This is a genomic window from Exiguobacterium sp. GL_137 (assembly GCF_057834585.1).
In genome coordinates, this window is sequence record NZ_CM174406.1 from 533,604 (window position 1) to 558,290 (window position 24,687).

Here is a 24,687-nt window from a genome sequence, read left to right on the forward strand (position 1 = left end):
TTTGATTATGCTTTTACCTTTTCATGTTTTTGGATTAAATCAGCTGTCAGCTGACCTGATAAGGTGACCATCGGGACACCACCACCTGGATGTGTGGAACCACCGACGAAATAGAGACCTTCGTAGAGATCACTCTTCGATGGAATCTTAAATCCACCGTTCTTTTTCCGATCGGCTGCCACACCATAAATCGAGCCACCGTTCGGACCATATAGGGATTTCAAGTCTTCTGGTGTAAAGCGGTATTCAAATTCAATCGATTCGCGTAAATCAGTCAGTCCCATCCGTTCCAATTTATCGAGGACGACTTCACGGTACGCATCCCAATCGGTTTTTCCATCTTGTTTCGTCAGTGGTGGCACGTGTGTCAAGACGAACAAATTATCTTTTCCTTCAGGAGCCTGTGACGCATCGGATTTAGAAGAAACACCGACATAAATCGTTGGATCTTCTGGCGGAACACCATCCTTGAACATTTGGGCAAATTCCCGTTCCGGATCATCAGAGAAGAAGAAGTTATGGTGTTTCAAGTCTTTGTATTCACGGTTAACCCCAAGTAACAGAACAAGACCGGAAACGGAAGGCACGAATGACTGATTTAATTTTTTAGCATGTTTTGGTCCTTTTTTCTCTGAAATGAGATGTTGATAGGTCGGAATGACCTCAAGGTTCGAGACGACGACATCAGCCGGATAAAATGTACCGTCTGTCGTTTCCACGCCGATTGCACGCTTGCCTTCTGTGACGACACGTTCGACAGGTGTGTTGACGTGAATGGTCACCCGGAGTTCGTCAAGCACCGTCTTCATGGCACGGGCGATATTGTACATACCACCTTTGACATAATAGATGCCGAGACCCATCTGAACATAAATCATTTGATTGAAGACAGCAGGAGCTTCATATGGGTTGGATCCGACATACATGACCATATAGTTAAACAGTTGCTCCAGGTATTTGTTGTTCAAATGTTTTTTTGTACCGCTTGCTACTGTATTGAGTGGATCCATTTTAAGTAATTCAGACATCGTATGGTATTTTTTTAAGTCCTTCAAATCTTCGAGACTGTATTTATAGAAACTGTCCAAACACAGGTCATACATTTTTTTGGAATAGCTGAACAATTCGACGAAGTCAGCTTGGTCGGAGACTTTTTTAAATTCTTCCAACATACCTGGAAGATCGCCTTTGACGTCAAGTTGTGTACCGTCTTCAAAGAAAGTCCGCCATTGCGGTTCGATCCGCTCGATTTCTAGATAGTCGTCGAGTCGACGGTGAACGCTCGTAAATAATTGCTCGAGTACCCAAGGCATCGTCAAGATCGAAGGGCCGGTATCAAACGTAAATCCTTGACCACTGCGTTGATTTAATTTACCGCCAACGTTTCCGTTTTGTTCAAGCATCGTGACTTCATAACCGTCCCCAGCGAGACGAATTGCGGCTGACATACCTGCTAAACCTGCTCCAATGACGACTGCTTGTTTCTTCAAAAAAATCACATCTCCTTATGTCTTAGTAGATAAACGGAATCAAACGTTTTCTTCTGCGGGCCCAGGCAGTATAAGCAGGACCAAATCCTTCTGTCAACATCCGCTCCTCGATTCGAATGCGGTGAAGCAAGGTGAGAAACATCAGGACGCCGGCGCATAACGTGACAAGTAAGTTCCCGAAGTATAACGGGAAACCTAACGTGATGAAAAACAGACCGGTATAGAGAGGGTGGCGTAAGGACCGATAAGGACCCGTGCTGACAAGCTGATCACCTGGATTGACAGCGACATGGCGGGTGAACTGATGCTTAAGATGATAGATTCCCCAGTACCGTAGCGCGACACCTGCACTTAACAGAAGCAATCCGATTTCGCGATAGAAGGAAAAAGATTTTGAACCACTGAAGAGAATGGAAAAAAGAATGGTGGCGACTAACGTAGCTAAAATCCAATAAAAACTTCGCCGTTCTTCCAGCGGAGAAGGTTCCTTCTTACGGTTTCGGAACAGAAACAATTCGAGCAACCAAAGAAGAGAGACGGCGATGAACACTTTGTCTAAAATGGTCATAAGATTCGCCCCTGACTAATGCCAATCATTATTTAAAGAAAACGCATACAAGAAATGTTTACCCGAAAGAACAAATGTTCAATCCTCATATCTGACCATATGACCTCTTTCGGAAACCGGGCAATTAATTCATTTTGATTACACCTGTACAAAAAATGGTGGCGTTTTGAAATGAATGTTATTCTAAAATTAAAGACTAATTACCCTGTTTTGGAAAAAAGGAGTTTTAAGAGATATGAAAAAAATAAAGCAAACGGTGATCGGGTTACTGGCGATTCTCCTCTCACTCGTCAGTTTTTCACTGGCCGCAGAAGCATCTAGTTACCGCCAGGCGAAAACACCGCTCAATCTGCGAAGCGGAGCTTCGACAACGAAAGCGGTCGTCGCAGTGATCCCAACTACTGTCTATGTCAATGAAATCAGCCGACTTGGGACATGGTCGAAAGTTCGTTATGGAACACAGACAGGGTATGCCAGTACAAAATATTTACTGACGGATCAACAAATCGGCGGATTACGCATCGGCAAGACATTAATCGTTAATCCAAATCTTCCGTTACGTTCGACGTATGCGCCGGGAGAAAGTACGGTTGCGCGAGCCGCATTTGAAAAAATGAAACGGGCTGCCAAAGCGGAAAAGATTACGCTGGTCGCATTCAGTACATACCGTTCGTACGCGTATCAAAAAGCCTTATTTGAAAAATATGTGGCACGGGATGGGTTTGAGAAAGCCAGCACGTACAGTGCCCAACCGGGAAAAAGTGAACATCAAACAGGACTGGGTTTTGATATCGGAGGCGCCGATTCATCAAAATATGCAAAGTTCAGCTTTTCAAGTACAAAAGAAGCAAAATGGCTGGCTGCCAATGCACACCGTTACGGATTCCATCTCCGTTACCCGCTCGGAAAAGAATCATGGACAGGCTACACATATGAAAGCTGGCATTACCGTTATGTCGGAGCAACGCTTGCGGCGCAGCTGAAAATGACCGGATTGACAATGGAAGAATATTATCAATTAGCACCGGGTAAACCAAGTACGCCATAACAGGTTTCGCTTCAAGCTTTAAATGGTAAATAAATGGTGTATTCCTCATCGTCAGCAGCAGTCTGTCTTTTTCGAAAGAGGGGGAAAGTTGTGGCGAAAAAAGAAGATAAGCACCATATCATGACCTTTACATTTGAAGAAGAAGCGACCTCGTATCAGGTATTCAGTGAATTAAAGAAATACCATGCGAATGGTCAAGTCGATTTTGAACAGATCGCTGTCATTAAACGAAATGCAAGCGGAGCCTTTTCCTTTGAAGATGCCGTCGACTTGAGCGGTTCCAACAAAGCCTTTAAAGGTTCTTTAATCGGTATGGCAGTCGGGATTCTCGGGGGACCGTTCGGTATTTTATTAGGTTCGATGACCGGGATGCTGATTGGCGGATCGAAAGACTTAAAAGAGAATCAAGCTGTTCAAGAAACATTCAAACGGACACTTGGTGTGATTCCACCCGGCAAGACGGGAATCATTGCAATCGGGGAAGAATTCGAACCATCCGTACTGGATGGACTGGTCGCGAAACATAATGGAACGATTGATCGGACAGATGAATTGCTCGAAAAATAATCAAAAAATCCTTCCCTCATCAAGAGGGGAGGATTTTTTAGGTTAAGATTGACGTTCTTTTTTTACTTTTTTGAAGAAGAAGAGTTCGTAGACGACCGGGACGATGATGAGCGTCAAGAGTGTTGACGTCGTCAATCCACCGATGACAGTCAAGGCGAGACCCTTTGAAATCAGGGTACCGGATGACGTTGTCAGCGCGAGCGGGACAAGCGCCATGATAGTAGCGAATGCCGTCATCAGGATTGGACGAAGTCGTGTCTTACCGGCTTCAATCAAAGATTCCCGAATCGGAAGTCCACGTGTGATATTCTGACCAATCCGGTCAACAAGCACAATCGCGTTGGTCGTGACGATTCCGATCAACATGAGGAATCCGATCATGACACTGACAGACAATGGTTCGTTAGCTAGGAACAGCGTAACGAGCGAACCGATCGGAACGAAGATGAGCGATGATAAGATGATGAACGGAATCCGTGCTTTTCCGAACGTGATTAACATCGTCAAGTAGACGAGACCGATGGCAACGACGATGGCGATTCCAAGAGATTGGAAGATTTCAACCGTGTCATCATTTCCGCCGCCACTTGTTAAGGAAACGCCGTCCGGCAAATCGATTTTTTCGACAGCAGCTTTGACGTCACTTGAGACCGTTTGGACGTTATCGCCTTTGACTTGACCCGAAACGCGAGCGTAGACTTTACCGTCCAGCTTTTGAATCGATGTGAACGTATCGACTTCATTGACGGTTGCGACATCTTTTAAGGCGACAGGACCGGCAGCCGAGAAGAGTTGGACATTTTCAAGATCTGCTTTCGACGTTAAGTCTTCCTTGTAAGACAATTGAACGTCCTGATCTTTGTCATCGAGATTCAGTGTACCGACCGTGACCGGTTTAGTTTGGTCGTTGACCGTACCAAGAATCTGGAAGCCGGATAAACCACGATCACTGGCTTTTTCAGAATCAATTTCAACGAGGAATTGTTTTTGTTTCTCGCTAAAGTTATTCGTAACATATTTCAAATCGTTGTTTTTGTTCATATTGTCTTCCACCAGTTTAGCTGCTTTTTGGAGCGCTTCTAAATCAGTCGAGAACAAATCAACATCCACATTATTATTGGATGGTGGACCCCCTGTCGACAACTCGGCAACGCTGATTTTGACGTCGACACCATCTTCTTTTGCGATATCATCCATTTTGGTTTCAAGGGATTTGATCGTTTTTTCGACATCTGCTCCATCTTTTAAGTTCAAGAAGTAGCTGGCTTTGTTATCGAGTCGTAACCCGGTCGTGAAGTCACGTGCTCCGACGGATGTCGTGACATCAGCAATGGCGTTTTCCTGATCGAACATTTTTTCCATGTTGAGCGAAACATCACTCGTTTTCTCAAGCGATGTTGCAGCAGGAAGTTCGAGTGAAGCGGTTAATGTTTTTGAAGCTTCATTCGGAATGAACGTAAAGCCGAGTTGCGGTACGATCGCAAGCGAACCACCGAGTAACAAGAAGGAAACGACTAAGATGATCGCTTTATGTGACAATGATTTTTCAATCAGTTTGCCGTACCAACGTTGTAAGACACCTTCTTTTTCTTCCGCTGGTACCTTTTTAAAGGCGAATTTCGCTAAGATCGGTACAATCGTAATCGCGACAAGCAGGGAAGCGAGTAATGAGAAGATGATGGTCAACGCGAACGGTAAGAAGAATTTACCTGTGATACCGCCGACAAAGCCGATCGGCAAGAAGACGACGACGGTCGTAAGCGTCGAAGACGTGATAGCTTTTAAAATCTCTTTCGTTGATTGTTCGATGATTTCATTTGTCATACCGCCATCTGATTTACGGACCCGCCGGAAAATGTTTTCAATGACGACGATACTGTCATCGACAACCCGACCGACAGCCACTGCCATACCACCGAGTGTCATGATATTTAATGAAATATCCTGCCAGTTCAAGAAGATGGCCGCAATCAAGAGTGACAGCGGAATCGAGACGATTGCGATGATCGTCGCCCGGATATTCCTTAGGAACAGAAGGACAGCCAGTGAAGCGAACAGGGCACCGAGTAATCCTTCTTTGACAAGCGTAGCGACGGATTCTTCGATATCTTTCGCAGAATCAATGCCAATCGTATAATCAATTTGGTCATCATATTTGTTTAAGATTTTTGTGACGCCGTCAGCGATTTCAACCGTATTGGCGTCTTGTTTTTTTGTGATGGCCATCGAGAGAGAATCTTTTAAATCATAACGTGTTTTTTCACTTTGCTTCGAGACGGCTTCAATGGTAGCAATGTCTGAAAGACGAACCGGTTCAGCTGGTTGCGTTTCTTCTGCCGGAACACCGGTAGCACCTGTTGCACCAGCGGGAGGTCCTGATTGAGCAGGTTGACCCTGGTTGCCGGAAGCAGCGCCTGAAACAACATTTGACGTGAGTTGGAGATTTTTTAGTTTATCCAAGTTTTCCAGTTTTTCTTCGACACGGATTGGAATCTTCGAATCACCTTCTGCGAGTTGACCAGACGGGAAGGAAACATACTTGGCATTGATTTGTTCTTTAATGCTTGATAAAGATAAACCGGCAGCTGTCGCTTTTTTATTGTCGACAGTAATTTGGACCAAGTCATCTTTGTAGCCACCAACCGATACACTGTTGATGCCCGGAATTTTATTCAGTTCCGGTTCGATTTCATTTTTTAGAAGGGACTCAATCTCTTTTCCGTCTTTACTAAAGAAGGAAATGTTGTAGATCGGGAACGATCCAAATGAGAAGCGGTTCAACTTCGTTGTTGCTTCTTCCGGAAGGTTAGCATCCTGGATCGCAGCATCGATTTGTTGTTCGACCTTGTCCATATCGGTATCAAATGGGAATTCGATATTGATGATCCCGATACTTTCATAAGCAGAGCTCGTGATTTTTGTCGAGCCCTCGATTCCTTTCAATGCTGTCTCGAGTTTTGAGACGACCTGTTTATCGACATCATCCGGAGATGCGCCCGGATACACAGCTTCTACTGAAATTTGAGGAAATTCAATTTCAGGAAACTGATCCACTTTAAGCTGAGAAAACGAATATACGCCGCCCAAAACTAATAAAATGGCAATAATAAATACAGCGACAGAGTTCTTTAAACTAAACCTTGTTAAAAAATTCAACAGTTACCCCTCCTTTATTTTATATGTGCTTATTTACATAGTAGAGGACGAAACGAAACCCTGCAACTTTGAACTGTAGAGCAGAAAGAAAAAAATATAATGAAAAAATCAGAGAAAAGTCTTTACAGTTTTCAATATGTTGCTATAATAAACATATACCCAGGACACACGATCATGATTCTGTAGCTCAGCTGGGAGAGCGCTACCTTGACAGGGTAGAGGTCGCTGGTTCGAGCCCAGTCAGAATCATACCGAACTCCCGTTCATCACACGATGAACGGGAGTTTTTTCGTATAAAAAAGCTGTTCCTTCATTATATGAGGGAACAGCAACGTGAGCACTTATTGAATTTCTAATCGAAGGTCGCCCATCTTTGTCCAACCGGCCATCGTCGTCATGCGGTAAAAGACGAGCGTCAAGACACCGGGAAGGACGACGCCGGTTGCAAAAAAGATCAGGAACGCATTAAAACCCTGATTAACGAAGATGTTGAGTGGGGCAATCATTGAATTTAATCCGAGACCCGCAAGTTCATAAGGAACTTCAAGTGAAAGAACAAGTGTGGCGATGGGTGCGGAAATCATCGCGGCCAGGAAGGGTGCGACGACAAGGCGCGGATTTTTAACGATATTCGGAAACTGAACCTTTGGTGTGACGAAGAACGAAGCGATCAAACCGCCGGGATCCGTTTGACGATATGCCATCAATGTAAAGCCGACAAACTGAGCCGAACAACCGATTAAAGCAGCGGCACTGGCGACCGGGTCGAGTTGAAGGGCGATTGCGAGTGCAGCCGATGAAGCGGGTGACATCAATAAGACACTAAAGATAAGAGCAATAACAAGTGATGTCGCAATCGGTGAAGACTCGACGGACGCAGTAACCATTGCGCTGAATCGTGTGAGGAGAGGTGTTGTGACGGCAGCGGCACCAAGACCTGTAAAACCGCCGGCGAGAACAGCACTGACCGGGATGACCATCATGTCGAATTTTGTTTTCCCTGTCATTCGTTTTCCGACGAAGACGGCCACAGCAGCTGCGAGTAACGCACTGATTGGTTGCCCCGGTACGAGGACAAGACCGGCATCCGTCGGCTGAAGTGCGGCACCGCCAATCGTAGCAGCAATCATTGCACTGAATAAGACTAATGTGTTTCCGCCAAGCTGATAAGCAATGCCGGCTCCGAGTGCGGGGGCGAGTAAGACTTTGGCGACTCCGCCGATTGTCAGTAACATTTCAATATGTAAGAGGTTTCCGAACGTCTCAATCAATAATCCTACTCCTAACGTCACTAACACTGCATTTGCCATCCCGGCAGATACTTTCACCATTCGATCCATCGCATATTCTTTCAACTCACTCATCCTCTCTCTATTTCGTTTTGCCATTAAAAAAACCTATCCGGTATCGGATAGGCGCCATTATTCCTGCGGGCGCCTCATTCGATGCATCGAAAGGAGGGCCCAAAATCAATTCCGAAAATCAGCGGAAAAGGTTTCAGTCCCTCGAGCATAGAATAATCAGTCGGCCAGCAAGTTGGTGTACATACATAAAGTGATTCCCCTCTCAACGAATTTTTCTAAGTCTAACATGAGTAAGATGAATAATCAATATTTTCTGACAATTTATTTTTCATGATTTTTGAACTTAAAATCAGGGGAAAGGTAAGAATGGCATAAGATGAACATTGGAGGCGGTTTCATGAAATTTGCAGTCATTACGGATATTCACGGCAATGCAACGGCACTTAAAGCAGTTTTAAAAAGAATAACGGAAGAAACAGATGTCTCAGAAATTTTCTGTCTCGGAGATTTGATTGGTATCGGACCACAAACGAATGAAGTCATCGAAATTGTACGATCGATACCACAAATGACGACCATCAGCGGAAATCATGACGAAAATGTCCTGGCGTTGATACACGGTCAAAAATATCCTGATAGTTACCGTCATGCGAAAAACCATCATCAATGGATTGCCGACCAGTTAACACCGGATAATCAACGTTTTTTGGAGCAGCTCCCAAGAACCGTCCGAAAAACATTTTCGGAACAGGAAGCATTGTTTACACATTATGCATATCTAGATGAACAGAAACCAATCGGAGAGGAACCATTGGCGGAAGCGGTTGACGGAACAGAACAATCCTTGCCGAATCTGTTTAAAGGACACCAGGCGAGCCTGATTTGTTTTGGACACCATCATCCGAAACAAGTAATCCGGGCAGAGGGCGTGACGTACTTAAACCCGGGGGCGCTCGGCTGTCAGCCGGAAGCTGTGGCACCATTCGCCTTAGTCGAACAGAACAGCGGAGAATGGAAGGTGAATGTCATTGAAGTGAAGTATGATGACCGCCCGTACTTAGAAGCATTTAATGCGGCACCGATGCCGGAAAAAGAACTGTTGCGTAAACTTTTTTTGGGAGGAAGAACATGAAAAAAACGATCCGGCTATAAAAGTACAGATCATTTAGTGAAAAACGATGTTTTTATAAAAAGCGGCTTAAAAGAGAAAGACCTAAAGGGACGGCAATGAGTAAAATCCCGATGATCCGCTTCGCCCGGCTTCGTTTCCACTGAAAAGCGAGCGACAGGAACGGGGATAAAAGAAATCCGACGAACATCGTGATTAACGTCAGGATAAAAAACAGAAAGTCTGTTTTGGAACTGGTGCGGGTGTACGATTTCCACATATCAACGAGCGATACAATGACGTAGACCAGCAAAGCTAACGTGAAAAGAAAATTGGACAGTAAAAGCTGGGACAAATAAAACACTCCATTCAGGTACGAGTAAGAATCGATAACGCAAAAACAGCCTCTCAATTTATGGAGAGGCTGTTTTCATTATAACAATTTTAACATCGCTTGACTGATTGTTTTTAAATCAAGCGGTTTCCCAATCAGCGGCCATTCAGAAATCAAGGCAATATACGTCTTGAACAGTAAGAACGCAGTTACTTCGACCGGAACTGCCGGAGAACGTTTTTCAAGTTCCAACCGTGTCTCAAGCAGATTCTTTATATATTCGACGATATGCTGCTCGATTCGAATCCGTAGCTCCGACATCTCCTGAAGTTTCAATGTCTGGGTTTCCTGTGTGATTTGTAAGATAAACAAATGCTGCTGTTGATGATTGACAATGGCATCAATCATCGCCTGTTTATTTTCTTCGACCGAAGCCGTTGTCGTATAGGCGTTTTCCGCTTCTGCCTTCATCTCCTGCAACACCCGTGTGACGAGGGATTCAAACAAATCAAGTTTACTTTCAAACAATTGATAGACGGTTGGTTTTCCGACATGAGCCCGTTTGGCAACCCGTTCGATAGTCGTTCCTTTATATCCGAGTTCCGAAAAGCAGGCCATCGCTGCATCTAAAATGAGATGTTCTTTATCAGACAGTGTCATGGCGTTTTCTCGCTTTCGTTGAGAGTAAGATGCGTTTTCCACCTAATGCACCAGCGAAGCTGATAGCGAGAGCAGAAAACAGAATCAAACCAAGAATCTGACCGTTTGTGATGAGTGTATCGGTAACTCCGATTCCAAGTGCCTCACGGAAACCTGTGACCGAATACGTCATCGGCAGGAAGCGGTGAATCGTTTGGAAGAAGCTTGGAGTCATTTCGACCGGGAACGTACCGCCGCTGCCGCCGATTTGAAGCAGCAGAAGTAAGAAGGCACTGAACTGTCCGACACGACCGAAGAGCATTGTTAACGTAAAGAGTAGTGTGATGAACGTCATCCCGGTTAAGGCGGCGAAACCATACAGCGCAGGGGTGCTTGCAACATCGGCATCGAGAACATAGACGATGGCGACGGAAGCCGCAATCCCTTGTAAGGCACCAATCGGTAAGATGATGGACAGTTTTCCGACGAGGAACCGCCATGTTAATGTCTCACCATGTTCAGGACGGATCTGGTAAACGGAAGAGAACATCAAGGCACCGGCAAATAAGGCGATGCTGAGGATGTAAGCCGCAAGACCGGATCCGTAGTTGTTGACCGTCGAATAATCATGTTCTTTTAGGATGACCGGCTCAGCGAGCATGTTGTCCCGGGCATTCGATGGTTTGATAGTAGCATCTTTTGCTCCTTTACCCAGTTCCGTTTTCAGCGTGTTGGCACCATCGGCAAGTTTTGAGTTACCGTCTGCTAGACGTGACGCGCCGTCCGTCAGTTGACCGGCACCATCTGAAATGGCAACGGCACCGTCTGACAGTTGGCCGAGTCCTGAAGTCAATTGACCGGATGCTGTGCTGGCATCATTAGCGCCGGTTGCGAGCTGTTGTGCACCAGCCGTTAATTGGGTGCTTCCGACAGCTGCTTTATGCACGCCGTCTGTATAGGCTGTCAAACCTTGCGTGAGCGTGCCTTGTCCTTGTTCCATGCTCTTGGCGCCGGTCAGTAATTGTGCTTGTCCCTGCTCCAGTTGTTTAGAGCCGGCAAGTAGTTGGGTTTGTCCTTGTTCCAATCGTTTTGAACCGTCAAGCAGTTGTGCTAGCCCACCATCGAGTTGCGAGACAGCAGAAGCAATACTTTGACCACCAACCGCAAGCTGATTGATTTTTTCTGTTGCATCATTCGCTTTAGCGAGGCTTGCATCAAGTGTCGATTCTTGCTGTGCTAAATTTTGAACGTTTTGTTCCATCGTTGCGATGGATTGAAGCAAAGCACCTTTTTCTTCTTCCGTCAAAGTTTCAGATGAAGCAATGACTGCCTTGATACTCGCGACGTTTGCTTCAAGTGCTTCACGACGAGTACTTAACTCTTGTTTTAACGTATCCGCCGCATCGTTGACTGCTACCAGCGAGGCATTGGCTTCTTGAGCCCGGACGTTCAGTTGATCGAGACCGGCTGTGAACTCCGGCAGGTTTTTGTCGAGCTTCGACGCACCGGCCGAAGCAGTTTCAAGACCTTGACGGAGTTCCGTCGATCCGGCAGCTGAACTCTCGAGACCTTGACGAAGTTTCGTCGATCCGGCAGACGAACTTTCGAGACCTTGGCGAAGTTTCGTTGATCCGGCCTGTAAATCGGCTGAACCTTTCATTAACTTTCCGCTATTGTCATCGAGTTGGTTCAGACCGCTCGATAACTCACCGGATTTCTCAGCCAGTGTTTGTGTTCCACCACTTAAGGTGTTCAGACCGCTTGTAAGCTGAACGGAACCGTCTGCGGCTTTCGTTAAGTTCGTTGACAGATCGTTTGTACCACTTGTTAGTTTACTGAGATTCGTCGTCAGTGTTTTAGCGCCGTCGGTTGTTTTCTTCGCGCCATCTTCGAGTTTAGCGGAACCTTCGGATGCATCTTCTAGTCCTTTGGCAATTTTTTTAAGGGATCCGAAAATCGCACTGCTGTATTGTTTCGTGACGGATTTCCGGATTTTTTCGTTCAATTGCTTAGCGGCAGCGCTGGAAATCTGCGTACCGGAATAGTTTTTGGCTGGATTCAGATAATACTCCAACTCAATTTTTTTCGGGTGATCGTCGAGTAAAGTAGTCGCATTATGAGAAAACTTCTTCGGGATGACGACTGTCATGTAAATATCACCGGCGCGAAGCTTTTTAGCCGCATCTTTGCGTGAGAGATACTGCCAGTCAAAGTCATCATTTTTTTTCAGTTTTTTGACGAACTGATCTCCGATATCAATTTTTTCTCCTTCGAACTTCGTCGCCTTGTCTTCATTGACGACTGCGACCTTGATGTTTTCTGTCTTACCATACGGATCCCAAAAAGCAGATAAAAAAATCGAGTTGTAAAGAAACGGGACGAGGATAAGTGCAAGAATCACGATGATCATCATCGGGCTTTTTAGTTTTTTCCATTCTGAGCGAAACATAAATCAAATCTCCTTCTTGAAACTAAAAACTAATTTAAGTTTCTGGTTTTGATGAAATTTACTTTACGCCTTTTTATGAAGGAAAGCAACTACTTAAGTCGATGAATTGCTGATAAAAAGAATTGTTTCTCTTTTGTAATCATTCCAGACGAAAAAACACCCAACCAATGAAGGAAGGGTGCATTTCAGATTAAGGGATTAATAAAATTTTTCCGGTGCTCTGACGGTTTTCCAAATAATCATGAGCCCGTTGTCCGTCCGAGAGGGAGAAGGTAGTCGGAGAGGCGATTTGCAGTTGACCGGATTCCAACCAGCTGAACAGTTCACCGGCACGACGAAGACGTTCCTCTCGCGTCGTCAGAACGTTCCATAAGTCACCACCGGTCAGTGTTTTCGAAGTATCCATCAGGAACCGTGGATCGACAGAAACCGGATCACCACCGGCCATGCCGTAAAAGACGACTGTCCCGTGTGTTTTCGTCACTTGAAAACTGTTCATCAACGTCGAGCCGACCGATTCATAGACAACGTCGACACCGCGCTGATCGGTCAATGTTAAAATCTGTTCGACCCAGTCGTCCGAATATAAGAAAACATGTTCAGATCCCACTTGTTTGGCGATGTCTGCTTTTTTCGCCGATGACGTCAAGCCGATGGGAATGGCTCCGTGTAATCGGACGATCTGTGTCAACAATTGACCAACGCCACCGGCTGCTGCATGGATCAACACTAAATCTTTCGGTCGGATCGCATAGCTGTCCCGTGTCAAATAGTGGGCAGTCAAACCTTGTAGCAGGACAGCGGCTGCCGTTTCATACGAAACAAAATCCGGTAAGGGAATCACCTGATCGACAGGTGCAGCGACGAACTCGGCGTTAGCATTTGGGGCGTCAGCAAAGGCGACCCGTTGACCGACCTGTAAATCCGATACAGCGTCTCCGAGCCTGGTAATGATACCTGCCCCTTCATACCCTAACAGATAGGGTGGCGTTCCCTCTAAATGATAATTTCCTTTGCGACGGTAGATGTCGGCAAAATTCAAACCGATGGCTTTCATCTCAATCAATACTTCATTCGGTCGAAGTTCAGGCGTTGGATGTTCTTGATAAGTCAGGACACTGGAATCTCCGAAGGAGCAAAACGTAAGAGCCTGCATAGATACACTTCCTTTTTAGTAGTTGTTAGATAGAAGTAGTATAATTCACTCAAACAGAAAATCCTTTTGATATGCGTTACAGTTAGGAAAAGAAGGTGGGGAAAAATGAAAAAAATCATGCTTGGCGGTATTCACTTTTATCAGAAAGTGATTTCACCGATGAAACCGGCGACGTGCCGATTTTATCCGACGTGTTCTCATTACGGCAAAGAAGCAATCGAAAAACATGGCGCCATTAAAGGCGGCTATTTAACGACCCGACGATTGATGAGATGTCAGCCGTTTCATCCGGGTGGTCTTGATTTTGTACCGGAGACCTTTGACTGGAAGGCACCGGTACAACGTGAAAATCCGGCAGAACAGCAAAAATAATTGGAAAAGGAGTCTGAACTCGGCATACACTTGAGTTCAGACTCCTTTTTATAAAAGCGAAAATCGTTTTAAAGATCACCTGTTAAAAATTGCGCTTTTCCTAGTCCGAAACTCCAGTCTGCTGCATCATTCTCGACGATCGAGATCATCAAATCGTCTGGCGAGAGTCCGCATGCCGCTTCCAAGCGTTCAGCCAGCAAACGGTAGAGAGCTTGTTTTTTCTCTTCTGTCCGTGTTTTGCTGGTCACGCTGATGACCACGACCTGATTGGAGCGTGTCAATCCGAGTCCGGTATCCTCGATGATCATTTCATTTGCTTTATGCGTATGAACGATTTGGTAACGATCTCGTTCCGGCACGTCAAAGGCTTCAAGCATCGCCTCATGTGCGGTATCGAGTAATAGTTTCAGTTCTTCATCCGAACGTCCTTCGATTACATCAAAGCGTAGTAATGGCATAGTTATCTTCCTTTCTAATTGTCATCCATATGTAGAAGTACAGGAGAGCCCTGTACTTCATTTGATCGACTTATCTTATTCGAAAAACGGTTTGTATTGACGGCGTTCGTGCATGACAGACAACCATTGGACTGTCGAGAATTCTTCAAGCACCCATTCTCCGTTGAAGCGACCGAGACCTGAGTCTTTTTCGCCTCCAAACGGCATATGCGGCTCATCGTTGACGGATTGGTCATTGATGTGGATCATGCCTGTTTCAACCTGAAGTGCAAATTCTGTTGCCCGTTCAATTGAAGAACCGTGAACAGCACCACTTAATCCGTAAGGAAGTGAGTTCGCGAGTTCAAGCGCTTCTGCGTCATCTTTAAACGGAATGATGACAGCGACTGGTCCGAAGATTTCATTTTTAGCAAGCGGCATATCGTTCGTGACGCCTGTGACGACTGTAGGAGCAATAACGTTTCCATCTGCTTCACCACCGACGCGGACTGTTGCACCTGCTGCTTTTGTTTTTTCAATCTCTTCCATGATGCGATCGACTTGTGATTGGTTAATCAATGGACCGACTTGCGTACGTCCATTCGATGGATCACCAAATTGAAGTTCCTTTACACGTGCGACGTATTTTTCAACGAATTCATCGTGAATCGATTGAGCAACTAGGATACGGTTGGTTGACATACAAATTTGACCTTGGTGGTAGAATTTGCTGTAAACCGCTGATTCAACGGCACGATCAAGATCAGCGTCGTCAAGTACGACGAAGACGTTGTTTCCGCCGAGTTCGAGTGCTGTCTTTTTCAAATGTTTCCCTGCGAGTTCGCCGATATGGCGACCTACTTCAGTGGAACCCGTAAACGAAATCAAGCGTGGGACCGGGTGCTCGACGATTGAGTCGCCAATTTCTGATCCGCGACCGACGATGACGTTTAGGACACCTTTCGGTAAGCCGGCTTTTTCAAATAAACTGGCGAAAATCAAGCCACCTGAGACCGGTGTATCGGTTGCCGGTTTAACGACGACAGCGTTTCCGATTGCGATTGCTGTTGCGATGGAACGAACGGCAAGGTGGAACGGGAAGTTCCATGGGCTGATGACACCGATGACACCGAGTGCCTTCCGGTAAATTCGGTTTTCTTTGCCCGGTACGACAGACGGACGAATTTCGCCATGCATCCGTAGTGGGAAAGTAGCAGCTTCTTTAACGATTAGGACAGATGCAAGAAACTCACCTTCTGCTTTGATGCGCGTACTGCCTGATTCTTTGATTAACCACTCGACAATCGTTTCTTTCTCTTCGTACATGACTTTCAAGAATTCTTCGATTAAAGCCTGGCGTTTAAGTGCCGGCACTTTCGCCCATTCTTTTTGAGCGATTTTAGCAGATTGATAGGCATCATCTAAATCGTCGTTATCAGCTGCCGAAATTTCAAACAGTGTTTCGCCTGTAAAAGGATTCGTGTTTGTCATGTTGCTGTCACTTGCGCCTTTGCGCCACTGACCGTTAATAAAAATCTTAGTGAAGTCTGTATTGAGTGTTGATTCAGTATGCTGTTGCATAACTTTTCATCTCCAATTCGTTTTGATAACACTTAAGTTATTCACGTTATGTGAAGAAGTAAAACACAAACCGACACTTTCACAAAGTGAATTGACTCGGCGGATTTTAAAAAGATATGGAGAAGACGTTTTACTAGATGAAGAAACAGGAATTAAAAAAATATATCGATATATTAGAGTGGAGTGGATGAAATGTGCAGAAGTTGAGGTTGGTTTACCGGGAAACAAACTGGTGGTGGCCGCTCCTTTATGGAGTAGGTGGCGCACTATTGACGGCGATCGTCCTGCTGATTGATCTGTATGCAAAAGAACTGTTTCCAAGCAGTTGGAAAACAACGCTTGGTTTAGCTCAAACGATCCATAGCGCAGTCTTTACCGGATTACTGACGATGATGACATTTACGTTCTCGACCATTTTAGTCGTTCTGACAACCTATTCCTCACAATTCTCACCCCGCACCTTACCGAACTTTATTGAAAATCGGCAAGTCCAGCACATTTTCGGGATTTTTATCGGAACCGTCACTTATTCGATTACTATGCTGTTCTTCATGCGACCATCGCTGAAAGACAGTGTCGTCGCCTCTGCCGTCGCAGTCATTGTTGTCTTGATTGCGATCGTTGCGTTTGTCGCATTCGTCCATATCGTCAGTCAATCGATTCGGGTCACGACCTTACTCGATCGTTTACATGAAGAAGGACGTACGCTGATTGACAAGCACGTTGAAGCGATAGAAGAAGGGCACTACCAATTGTTTCCGGACAAGCAGGCAAGTTATCCGTTTAATCTCACCGCTGTGCAAACCGGTTATTTACAAGCAATTGATTACGAATTATTGATGAAGTCAGGCGGACATGTCACGATTGATGTGACAATTGGAAGCTACATCACACAAGGGCAACGGATCGGCAGTGCCGAAAAAGAGGACGCAGAGCAGGGAATCCTCATCGGACCGACACGTTCCGCAGAACAGGATTTTCCGTTTGTGATTCAAAAGCTGTCAGAAGTAGCACTTCGGGCGATTTCACCCGGTATCAATGATCCGAATACGGCACGTCACGCGATGCAGCAAATCGGTGACTTGTTCAGACGGTATACGATGCTTCCGGACGGCAATCTCCTGGTGAAGGGGGAAGGGGCTGTTACCGTCAAACGGCTCGCGTTTTCTGAACTGTTGTATTTGACGTTTTATCAACTTCGGCATTACGGCGAAGAAGATATTTCAGTCCTTTCGACGATGCTTGAGTCACTTCAAATCATGAAACGGAATGCTTTACCGGAACACAGAGCGAGCATTGACCGGTTCATTCCGTTTGTCTGCTCGGAGGTCGACTGGTCGGCATTAAACGACTGGGACCGTCAACATTTGGAACAGGCTCAAAAAAGGGCACTTTCATGAAACCAGTCGAAGCTTTTTAACGTAATCAAAAGAAGAAAGAACAGCAGAAAGTAGGAGATTGGCATGACCATCATATTATGGAGTTTGATTGCAGTTTGTTTTTTAGCTGCTTTCGCAGGACTGGTTTATCCCGTCATTCCAAGCGCACCTTTACTCGTCATTGGATTTTTAATTTATGGATTTGGATTTGGCTTCACTGAGTTAACCGTCAGTTTCTGGATCATTCAGGCCATTTTCATCATTTTGTTGTTTACACTGGATTACCTGGTCAGTTCGTATACCGTCGACCGGCGTGGAGGCTCGCAGGCTGCGAAAATTGCAACGACCGTCGGCTTGATTGCCGGTCCCTTCATCCTGCCGGGTATCGGATTGTTGATTTTTCCGTTCGTCTTTGCGATTTTAACAGAAAAAATCATCAGTAAAAAAACGTGGTCAGACTCTGTTTCGATCGGAATCGGGACCGTACTGGGAATCCTGTCGAGTGCCTTGTTAAAAGGAATCGCGATGTTATTAATGATTGTCGTATTCATCATGTACGTCGTGTGAAGAAAAAGAAAGATTATCTGCAAGTACACATTTTCCGAGAGTTCCGTTATAGTATGAATATGAAAAAGTAGAGAAGCTTGTTCATTAAAAACAAGCTTCTTTTTGATGGAGAAGACCGATAAGAGGATTGTCGGCTTAATTTAAATGGAGGTGAATCCCCTTAGTTTGGGGAAACGATTGGACAGTACACACGCAGTGGAGACATTCGATACAACAACGATTATCATTCGGCTTTTGATTATTGCACTATTAATTGTGTTGACCGCTTTTTTTGTCGCAGCAGAATTTTCAGTTGTCAAAATGAGAATGTCCCGAATCGATCAATTGATCACAGAAGGCAGTAAAACCGCGAAGACGGCTAAGAAATTATTAGACAACCTGGATTATTATTTATCCGCCTGTCAGCTTGGAATTACCGTGACGGCCCTTGGATTGGGATGGTTAGGGGAGTCGACGGTCGGTGCGATTCTTGCAATGGTATTCAAGGAGATTGCGCTTCCGGAATCGGTCTCGACGGTTGTTTCCTTTACGTTAGCTTTTTCCGTCGTGACATTTTTACACGTCGTCCTTGGAGAACTTGCCCCTAAATCGCTGGCTATTCAAAAAACAGAAGCCATTACGATGTTGCTTGCCCCGCCGCTTTACTGGTTCGGGAAAGTCATGAAACCTGTCATTTGGTTGCTGAACGGATCTGCCCGTGTCTTCTTGCGTTTGTTTGGAGTCGAACCGGTTGGTCATGAAGATGCCCACTCGGAAGAAGAAATCAAAATCATCATGACGCAAAGCTACAAGAGCGGTGAAATCAATCAAACAGAACTTTCGTATATGCAGAATATTTTTTCGTTTGATGAGCGGATTGCGAAAGATATCATGCTTCCGCGAACAGACTTGATTACGATTTCGAACGATGCGTCGATGGAAGATATCATCGCCCTTGTCGAAGAGTATCAATTCACGCGATATCCGGTTGCAGAAGAAGGCGACAAAGATAAAATCTTAGGTTTTATCAACGCGAAGCAGTTGTTTACGGATCATATGGCGAACAAAGGGAAAGCCTTGAGCTATTATGTACACAACCTTCCAATTGTCTCGGAATACTCGCCCTTGCAGGATGCGATGTTGAAGATGCAGGTCGAACGCACACCGATGGCGCTTGTCATCGATGAATACGGCGGAACGGCCGGTGTCATCACGATGGAAGACATCCTCGAAGAAATCGTCGGTGAAATCCGGGACGAGTTTGACAAAGACGAAAAAGCAGATATTGAACAGATTCATGAGCGCTTGTACCGGATTTCAGGTCGAGTTCTGATTGATGATTTAAACGAACGCTTTAACCTTGGAATTGAAGAAGAAGATATTGACACGATTGGTGGCTGGGTCATGGCGCAGGATACGGAAGTATCGAGTGGTCAGGAATTCCGTTACAAAAACCATACGGTCAAAGTCATGGAAGTCGACAACCATCAAGTTAAATCAATTTACTTGCAGTTACCGGAAAAAGAACCCGTTACAGAAGAAATCGTTTGAATGTAAGGAACAGGACTACACTTCGGTGTGGTCTTTTTTTGTCAGAAAGAATACCTTTGATTGTTTATTCTTCTCCAGACAGTGGTAATACAGTTTATGTGGCCAAAACAAGCTACCAAAATTAGCGGATAAAGGGGTTCTTATTCATGACGAAAACAATTCTTACTTCACGTGCAACTGCAGTAGGGGGACGCGATGGAAAGGTCGCCTCTGACGATAACGTAATCAATTTAGATCTTGTGATGCCGGGTACGAAAGGCAAAGAAAATATTCCTACTTCAAATCCAGAACAATTATTCGCAGCAGGATACGCTGCATGCTTTGACGGGGCATTCAACTTGATGGCCCGCCAAGATAAAAAACGTGTCGAGACACGTACGAATTCCGAAGTCAGCTTACTCGAAGACGAAGAAGCAGGCGGCGTCAAAATTGCTGCTAAGCTTGTTGTTGAAGTAGTGGGCGTAACAGAAGAAGAAGCAAAAGACTTACTCGAAAAAACACACCAATTCTGCCCGTATTCAAAAGCAACACGCGGCAACATTGATGTTGATTTATCGGTCAAAGTAGTAGAATCCTTAGAGAACTGATTTGTTCTGAAGAGGGAGGGAAGTAAGATGTCTCCAAAAGAAACGGATCGACCAAACGAAAAGTTTGAAGATGAACGAAAACGTTTGACAGACAAGGAACTTGAGCTTTCACCCGAACAGCAAAAAGAAGTTTTAAAAGGTAAAGATCAGATGCCGGATGATCCGGTGTCACCAAGAGATCGAGGACTTGATAAGTAATATAAATTTTTATTTGGGGGATGAATGAAATGGGGAAAAAAGTAGCAGTTGTGCTTGCAGATCATTTCGAAGATGTAGAATTTACCGGACCTGTCGATGCGTTAAAAGAAGCGGGTCATGAAGTGACAGTCATCGGAACAGAAAAAGGTGCGGAATTAGTCGGGAAACAAGAAGAAGCAAAAGTGAAAGTCGATGTAACAATTGATGAAACTTCTTCTTCAGACTTTGATGCATTGTTGATTCCGGGCGGTTTTTCACCGGACTTACTTCGTGAAGACGATCGTTTCGTTACATTTACGGAAGAGTTTGATTCATCTAAAAAACCAATCTTCTCCATCTGTCACGGTCCACAATTGATGATCAATGCAAAGATTGTCAAGGGACGTAAAATGACAGGATATAAATCCATTCGAATTGATTTAGAGAATGCGGGTGTGACATATGAAGACAATGAAGTGGTCGTCGATGACAACTTCGTGTCAAGCCGTCAACCGGATGATATCCCGGCATTTAATCGCGAAATGTTAGCAAAATTAGGATAACTGTTTAAAGTAAAAATGAGCGTTCGTTGACTTAGGTCAGCGAACGCTCATTTTTAGTTCTCTGGATAATCACAGAGTTCGGTAATGACACCATGCGAATGCCGGGGATCCATATAGATCAATCGTCGGCCGAGCGGAGTTTGGCGGTACGTATCTTCTAAAAATGTAATTCCCCGTTCTTTTGCCTCTTTAATGGCTTGATCCAAATCATCCACACGATAAGCAATATGGTGGACACCTTTTCCCCGTTGTTTTAAAAAACGGGCAATCGGACTTTCCGGACTTGTCGGAGTCAACAACTCAATGTGCGCATCTTCAAATTCAATGACAGCAATATTAGAAGCAACCCCGGGCGTCGGATTACTGTACTCACGGATCAATGTCCCTCCCAAGATAGTCGTATAGAACGTAATCGCTTCCTGCATATCCCGGACAGCGATGCCAGTATGGTCCAAATGCATAAACAGTTCCTCCTTTACTTCGATAGTCATAGTGTGTCAAACTCTTTCCCAACACGCAATGTAGAAGGTTCGATTGAAGGATCTATATAAAGGCGAAAAGAGAACTTATCAAAAATGACATCTCACTGAAATATAATAGAGGGAAAATGAATGCTATAATCAAAAACGTTCTTATAATTTTTAAAAAGTATTATTAAATTTAAATAACATCATTCGATTACTTATATAAACCACACAGAAAAAGAGGGAATACTACATGAAAAAAACGTTCGCGTCGCTCATCGTTTCCGCACTTATTCTTTCATCGACTCCTCACTTCGTAGCAGCAGATGACTTAAGTGAACAAAAAGCTAAAAATGAACAAAAACAACAAGAAAATGCTAATACTCAAAAAAACTTAGAATCGTCTGTGAATCAAGAAGGACAAAAAATTTCGAAGACTCAGCAAGAAGTGAATCGTCTAGACGAAGCATTAAACGAAAAAATATTTGCAGTTGAAACAAAAGATCGTCAAATTAAAGCAACTGAAGCTGAAATCGTTGAACTTGGGAAACAGATTAAAAAGTATAAAGCGAAATTAAAGCGTCAGGAAAAGCTGCTTGGTGACCGCCTTCGTGTCATGCAAGAAAATGATGGGAACTCCATTAAATGGGAAGAAGTCATCTTTGGTTCAAAGGATGTCGGAGATCTTGTCAGCCGTGTGTTAGCAGGGAAATCAATCTCGCAACAAGACGATAAAATGATTACCGACTATCAAAACACACAAAAGAAATTAGCAGCTGCTCAACAAGAACTAAAAGATAAAAAAGCTAAACTTGTGACGGAGAAACAAGAACTAAAACGTCAACAAGCTGAACTTGAGCAACAGCTTAAAGAACGAAACAAACGCTTAAAAGAACTCCGGAAACAAAAAAAGAAATTTGAAACGCAATTGATGGATGCAAAAGAAGTACAACAAATTTTGATTGCACAAGAACAAGCGATTGCAGCTGAAAAAGCAGCACGCGAACGTGAAGCAAGAATCGAAAAAGAGCGTCAAGCACAAGCGGCACGTGAAGCAAAAGCACGTGCAGAAGCACAAGCGGCACAAGCAGCAGCGGCTCAAAAAGCAGCAGCTGAACAACAGGCGGCAGAAGCGGCCGCTGCTAAAGCAGCAGCACAAGCGGAACAAAAATCGTCAGCACCTGCAACTTCAACAAAACAATCTACACCATCTGTGACTGTGCCAAAAGCAGCACCAACACCAGAACCAGAACCAGCGGCACCAACGCCTGCACCATCATCTTCTTCTATGTTTATTCATCCAACAAGTGGATCAATCACACAAGGATATGGTTCAGCAAGCGGTTCGAATGGTTACTCTTTCCACAATGGTATTGATTTCGGCGCTCCAGTCGGTACCCCGATTGTTGCAGCGGCAACAGGGACAGTCATCACTGCATCAAGTGGTGGTCCGTACGGTAATCATGTCATGATTGCACACCAATTAAATGGAAAAACGTATACAACAGTTTACGCGCATATGAGTTCGTTAAATGCACATGCCGGACAACGTGTCAGTCAAGGACAACAAATCGGAGCCCTTGGTAGCACTGGGAACTCAACAGGCCCACACTTACACTTTGAAATTCATGTAGGTGGTTACAGCTACAGTGCTTCAGGACCAGCAAATTCTGTAAATCCAATGTCGATGTTATAATAACGAGAAAAGACGATTGCTGCGGCAGTCGTTTTTTTATGTTTTTATAAAAACATAAAATGTTATATTAAAATAAAACGCTTTCAGTTGAAACACAAATGAAATTTTCCTGAAACTATTACGGTGCTATAATCAATCTCAGACAGAAATACTTTGAATTAAATACTTTTTAAATAAGAAATCATACATAAGCGAGGAAACCAAACATGTTTAAAAAATTGTTTGCAACGGTATTGTTAGGGGCGTTACTTGTATCCACTGTGCCGACTTCTGGTCAAGCTGCAACGATTAAAGAAAAGAAATCTCAAAATGCAATAGAGCAACGTCGCTTGGAAAAAGCCATCAAAAAACAGGAAGCTAAAATATCGGTAGAGCAACGCGAAATCAATAAAATTGATGCGGCCATCAACGAAAATATTTTCAGGATTTCGGAAAAAAACAAGCAGATTAAACAATTGAATCTCCAAATTGAAGATCTTGAGGCGGAAATCGCCCGCTACGAAATCATGCTCACCCGGCAAGAAGAATTGCTTGGGGACCGCTTACGTGTCCTTCAAGAAAATGATGGTAATTCTATAAAATGGGAAGAAGTCATTTTTGGTTCGAAAAACTTGGGTGATTTGTTTAGTCGTGTTATGGCAGGTAAAAAAATTGCCGAACAAGACGATAAAATGATTTCTGCTTATTTGGAAACACAAGAAAAGCTAGCAGAAATGAAAAAAAATCTTATTGCTAAAAAGGCGGAGCGTGTTCAAGAGAAAGAGTCGTTACTCGTCCAAAAGAAACAGTTAAAACAACAGATGAAAGAACGGAGTGCGACCCTGAATAAATTACGTAAAGGGAAAACAAAGTTCACGACTAAACTGTTAAATGCAAAAGAATTACAAGCGACTTTAGAGGCTCAAGAAAGAGCGATTGCGGCAGCAAAAGCAGCAGCGAAAGCAGCAGCAGAAAAAGCGGCCGCTGAAAAAGAAGCAGCTGAACGTGCTGCAAAAGAGGCGGCAAAATCAACGCGTGAGTCAAGCGAAGCAACGGTTCTTCCGACTCCTGTCAGCAGTGTGCCGACAGGATCGGCGAAGTTTATTCGTCCGGCTTCAGGCGGTGTTTCACAAGGTTTTGGACCGGCTAGTGGAGCGAACGGCTATACGTTCCATAATGGTGTCGACTTCAGTGGACCCGTCGGATCACCGATTCGAGCAGCAGCTTCCGGAACAGTCATTACGGCTGGTAGCGGCGGACCTTATGGGAATCATGTCATGATTTCGCATTTCCTTGACGGTCAGGTGTATACAACAGTGTACGGTCATATGAATTCGTTATCGGTTTCGGCAGGTCAGACGGTAACTCAAGGTCAAACGCTTGGTACTCTTGGCAGTACCGGGAATTCGACAGGACCGCATCTACACTTTGAATTGCATATCGGTGGATACCAATACAGTGCGACAGGACCAGCTAACACGGTCAATCCACTTGGATACCTTTAAAAACGAGCTTCGGCTCGTTTTTTTAATGGTG

The 24,687-nt window shown here is 44.6% G+C and carries 23 protein-coding genes and 1 tRNA gene; 13 read left to right on the plus strand and 11 right to left on the minus strand.

The annotated features are described in order from the left end of the window. Window positions 1-5: 5 nt before the first annotated feature. A complete protein-coding gene (locus AC3IRK_RS02810) occupies window positions 6-1,490 on the minus strand; it encodes a phytoene desaturase family protein (RefSeq protein ID WP_131504283.1) in 1,485 nt (494 codons plus the stop codon). A gap of 22 nt (window positions 1,491-1,512) precedes the next feature. Further along, entirely contained in the window at window positions 1,513-2,058 is a 546-nt protein-coding gene (locus AC3IRK_RS02815) for a methyltransferase family protein (RefSeq protein ID WP_426354737.1), read from the minus strand. Window positions 2,059-2,293: 235 nt separating this feature from the next. Here AC3IRK_RS02815 and AC3IRK_RS02820 point away from each other — a divergent pair, with 235 nt between their 5' ends. Then, window positions 2,294-3,106 (plus strand): D-alanyl-D-alanine carboxypeptidase family protein, encoded by an 813-nt coding sequence (locus AC3IRK_RS02820; RefSeq protein ID WP_131504281.1) that lies wholly within the window; start codon window positions 2,294-2,296, stop codon window positions 3,104-3,106. Between the two features lie 90 nt (window positions 3,107-3,196). Further along, the gene (locus AC3IRK_RS02825) at window positions 3,197-3,673 is read left to right on the plus strand and encodes a DUF456 domain-containing protein (protein ID WP_131973652.1); all 477 of its coding nucleotides are present in this window, start codon (window positions 3,197-3,199) and stop codon (window positions 3,671-3,673) included. A gap of 42 nt (window positions 3,674-3,715) precedes the next feature. Here AC3IRK_RS02825 and AC3IRK_RS02830 read toward each other — a convergent pair whose 3' ends face one another. Continuing rightward, window positions 3,716-6,829: an efflux RND transporter permease subunit gene (locus AC3IRK_RS02830; RefSeq protein ID WP_188005153.1), complete on the minus strand. Its 3,114-nt coding sequence runs from the start codon at window positions 6,827-6,829 to the stop codon at window positions 3,716-3,718. Window positions 6,830-7,005: 176 nt separating this feature from the next. On the opposite strand from AC3IRK_RS02830, the gene AC3IRK_RS02835 reads away from it, so the two are divergent. Continuing rightward, window positions 7,006-7,078, plus strand: a tRNA-Val gene (locus tag AC3IRK_RS02835). A 92-nt stretch (window positions 7,079-7,170) separates the two neighbouring features. Here AC3IRK_RS02835 and AC3IRK_RS02840 read toward each other — a convergent pair. After that, window positions 7,171-8,193, minus strand: a complete 1,023-nt coding sequence (locus AC3IRK_RS02840; protein WP_041261459.1) for a PTS sugar transporter subunit IIC — start codon at window positions 8,191-8,193, stop codon at window positions 7,171-7,173. Window positions 8,194-8,530: 337 nt separating this feature from the next. Here AC3IRK_RS02840 and AC3IRK_RS02845 point away from each other — a divergent pair, with 337 nt between their 5' ends. Next, window positions 8,531-9,265, plus strand: coding sequence for a metallophosphoesterase family protein (locus AC3IRK_RS02845; protein ID WP_426354741.1), 735 nt, complete (start codon window positions 8,531-8,533; stop codon window positions 9,263-9,265). Window positions 9,266-9,317: 52 nt separating this feature from the next. Here the strand turns inward: AC3IRK_RS02845 and AC3IRK_RS02850 are convergent, their stop codons facing one another. The 4 genes from AC3IRK_RS02850 to AC3IRK_RS02865 form a co-directional block, all read right to left on the minus strand. Continuing rightward, window positions 9,318-9,596: a hypothetical protein gene (locus tag AC3IRK_RS02850; protein WP_131973649.1), complete on the minus strand. Its 279-nt coding sequence runs from the start codon at window positions 9,594-9,596 to the stop codon at window positions 9,318-9,320. Between the two features lie 78 nt (window positions 9,597-9,674). Next, complete coding sequence (locus tag AC3IRK_RS02855; RefSeq protein WP_012369430.1) at window positions 9,675-10,235, minus strand: TetR/AcrR family transcriptional regulator; 561 nt, start codon at window positions 10,233-10,235, stop codon at window positions 9,675-9,677. Continuing rightward, a complete protein-coding gene (locus tag AC3IRK_RS02860; RefSeq protein ID WP_489170384.1) occupies window positions 10,222-12,663 on the minus strand; it encodes a YhgE/Pip family protein in 2,442 nt (813 codons plus the stop codon). The genes AC3IRK_RS02855 and AC3IRK_RS02860 overlap by 14 nt, the downstream gene beginning before the upstream one ends. 190 nt (window positions 12,664-12,853) lie before the next feature. Beyond that, window positions 12,854-13,819 carry a quinone oxidoreductase family protein gene (locus AC3IRK_RS02865; RefSeq protein ID WP_188005156.1) on the minus strand — a complete coding sequence of 322 codons (966 nt, stop codon included), beginning with the start codon at window positions 13,817-13,819 and terminating at the stop codon, window positions 12,854-12,856. Between the two features lie 105 nt (window positions 13,820-13,924). Here AC3IRK_RS02865 and yidD point away from each other — a divergent pair, with 105 nt between their 5' ends. Further along, window positions 13,925-14,191, plus strand: a complete 267-nt coding sequence (yidD, locus tag AC3IRK_RS02870; RefSeq protein WP_131504273.1) for a membrane protein insertion efficiency factor YidD — start codon at window positions 13,925-13,927, stop codon at window positions 14,189-14,191. Window positions 14,192-14,259: 68 nt separating this feature from the next. On the opposite strand, the gene AC3IRK_RS02875 is transcribed toward yidD, so the two are convergent. Both AC3IRK_RS02875 and AC3IRK_RS02880 read right to left on the minus strand, forming a co-directional pair. Further along, window positions 14,260-14,649 (minus strand): tautomerase family protein, encoded by a 390-nt coding sequence (locus AC3IRK_RS02875; protein ID WP_131504272.1) that lies wholly within the window; start codon window positions 14,647-14,649, stop codon window positions 14,260-14,262. Between the two features lie 75 nt (window positions 14,650-14,724). Next, window positions 14,725-16,209 (minus strand): aldehyde dehydrogenase family protein, encoded by a 1,485-nt coding sequence (locus AC3IRK_RS02880; RefSeq protein ID WP_131504271.1) that lies wholly within the window; start codon window positions 16,207-16,209, stop codon window positions 14,725-14,727. 194 nt (window positions 16,210-16,403) lie between these two features. On the opposite strand from AC3IRK_RS02880, the gene AC3IRK_RS02885 reads away from it, so the two are divergent. The 6 genes from AC3IRK_RS02885 to AC3IRK_RS02910 all read left to right on the plus strand — a co-directional run bounded on the left by AC3IRK_RS02885 (window position 16,404) and on the right by AC3IRK_RS02910 (window position 21,012). After that, window positions 16,404-17,609 carry a DUF2254 domain-containing protein gene (locus tag AC3IRK_RS02885; protein WP_489170385.1) on the plus strand — a complete coding sequence of 402 codons (1,206 nt, stop codon included), beginning with the start codon at window positions 16,404-16,406 and terminating at the stop codon, window positions 17,607-17,609. Window positions 17,610-17,672: 63 nt separating this feature from the next. Continuing rightward, a complete protein-coding gene (locus AC3IRK_RS02890; RefSeq protein WP_131973644.1) occupies window positions 17,673-18,155 on the plus strand; it encodes a DUF456 domain-containing protein in 483 nt (160 codons plus the stop codon). A gap of 165 nt (window positions 18,156-18,320) precedes the next feature. Further along, window positions 18,321-19,685: a hemolysin family protein gene (locus AC3IRK_RS02895; RefSeq protein WP_114596894.1), complete on the plus strand. Its 1,365-nt coding sequence runs from the start codon at window positions 18,321-18,323 to the stop codon at window positions 19,683-19,685. A gap of 146 nt (window positions 19,686-19,831) precedes the next feature. Further along, window positions 19,832-20,272, plus strand: coding sequence for an Ohr family peroxiredoxin (locus AC3IRK_RS02900; RefSeq protein ID WP_114596893.1), 441 nt, complete (start codon window positions 19,832-19,834; stop codon window positions 20,270-20,272). A gap of 27 nt (window positions 20,273-20,299) precedes the next feature. Then, window positions 20,300-20,470, plus strand: coding sequence for a hypothetical protein (locus tag AC3IRK_RS02905; RefSeq protein WP_165871683.1), 171 nt, complete (start codon window positions 20,300-20,302; stop codon window positions 20,468-20,470). Window positions 20,471-20,499: 29 nt separating this feature from the next. Then, entirely contained in the window at window positions 20,500-21,012 is a 513-nt protein-coding gene (locus AC3IRK_RS02910) for a type 1 glutamine amidotransferase domain-containing protein (protein WP_131973643.1), read from the plus strand. A 53-nt stretch (window positions 21,013-21,065) separates the two neighbouring features. Here the strand turns inward: AC3IRK_RS02910 and AC3IRK_RS02915 are convergent, their stop codons facing one another. Further along, complete coding sequence (locus AC3IRK_RS02915) at window positions 21,066-21,473, minus strand: VOC family protein (protein WP_131504267.1); 408 nt, start codon at window positions 21,471-21,473, stop codon at window positions 21,066-21,068. A gap of 256 nt (window positions 21,474-21,729) precedes the next feature. On the opposite strand from AC3IRK_RS02915, the gene AC3IRK_RS02920 reads away from it, so the two are divergent. After that, window positions 21,730-23,172: a murein hydrolase activator EnvC family protein gene (locus AC3IRK_RS02920; RefSeq protein WP_131973642.1), complete on the plus strand. Its 1,443-nt coding sequence runs from the start codon at window positions 21,730-21,732 to the stop codon at window positions 23,170-23,172. Between the two features lie 206 nt (window positions 23,173-23,378). Next, window positions 23,379-24,656, plus strand: a complete 1,278-nt coding sequence (locus tag AC3IRK_RS02925; protein WP_489170386.1) for a murein hydrolase activator EnvC family protein — start codon at window positions 23,379-23,381, stop codon at window positions 24,654-24,656. The last annotated feature ends 31 nt before the right edge of the window (window positions 24,657-24,687 follow it).

Excerpts from the sequence above, each read along its gene's own strand:
- AC3IRK_RS02865 (WP_188005156.1), bottom strand. The coding sequence starts at position 13,819 with ATGCAGGCTCTTACGTTTTGCTCCTTCGGAGATTCCAGTGTCCTGACT.
- AC3IRK_RS02900 (WP_114596893.1), top strand. The coding sequence starts at position 19,832 with ATGACGAAAACAATTCTTACTTCACGTGCAACTGCAGTAGGGGGACGC.
- AC3IRK_RS02845 (WP_426354741.1), top strand. The coding sequence starts at position 8,531 with ATGAAATTTGCAGTCATTACGGATATTCACGGCAATGCAACGGCACTT.
- AC3IRK_RS02890 (WP_131973644.1), top strand. The coding sequence starts at position 17,673 with ATGACCATCATATTATGGAGTTTGATTGCAGTTTGTTTTTTAGCTGCT.
- AC3IRK_RS02880 (WP_131504271.1), bottom strand. The coding sequence starts at position 16,209 with ATGCAACAGCATACTGAATCAACACTCAATACAGACTTCACTAAGATT.
- AC3IRK_RS02815 (WP_426354737.1), bottom strand. The coding sequence starts at position 2,058 with ATGACCATTTTAGACAAAGTGTTCATCGCCGTCTCTCTTCTTTGGTTG.
- AC3IRK_RS02905 (WP_165871683.1), top strand. The coding sequence starts at position 20,300 with ATGTCTCCAAAAGAAACGGATCGACCAAACGAAAAGTTTGAAGATGAA.
- AC3IRK_RS02840 (WP_041261459.1), bottom strand. The coding sequence starts at position 8,193 with ATGAGTGAGTTGAAAGAATATGCGATGGATCGAATGGTGAAAGTATCT.
- AC3IRK_RS02910 (WP_131973643.1), top strand. The coding sequence starts at position 20,500 with ATGGGGAAAAAAGTAGCAGTTGTGCTTGCAGATCATTTCGAAGATGTA.
- AC3IRK_RS02915 (WP_131504267.1), bottom strand. The coding sequence starts at position 21,473 with ATGCATTTGGACCATACTGGCATCGCTGTCCGGGATATGCAGGAAGCG.
- AC3IRK_RS02925 (WP_489170386.1), top strand. The coding sequence starts at position 23,379 with ATGTTTAAAAAATTGTTTGCAACGGTATTGTTAGGGGCGTTACTTGTA.
- AC3IRK_RS02855 (WP_012369430.1), bottom strand. The coding sequence starts at position 10,235 with ATGACACTGTCTGATAAAGAACATCTCATTTTAGATGCAGCGATGGCC.
- AC3IRK_RS02860 (WP_489170384.1), bottom strand. The coding sequence starts at position 12,663 with ATGTTTCGCTCAGAATGGAAAAAACTAAAAAGCCCGATGATGATCATC.
- AC3IRK_RS02875 (WP_131504272.1), bottom strand. The coding sequence starts at position 14,649 with ATGCCATTACTACGCTTTGATGTAATCGAAGGACGTTCGGATGAAGAA.
- AC3IRK_RS02820 (WP_131504281.1), top strand. The coding sequence starts at position 2,294 with ATGAAAAAAATAAAGCAAACGGTGATCGGGTTACTGGCGATTCTCCTC.
- AC3IRK_RS02920 (WP_131973642.1), top strand. The coding sequence starts at position 21,730 with ATGAAAAAAACGTTCGCGTCGCTCATCGTTTCCGCACTTATTCTTTCA.
- yidD (WP_131504273.1), top strand. The coding sequence starts at position 13,925 with ATGAAAAAAATCATGCTTGGCGGTATTCACTTTTATCAGAAAGTGATT.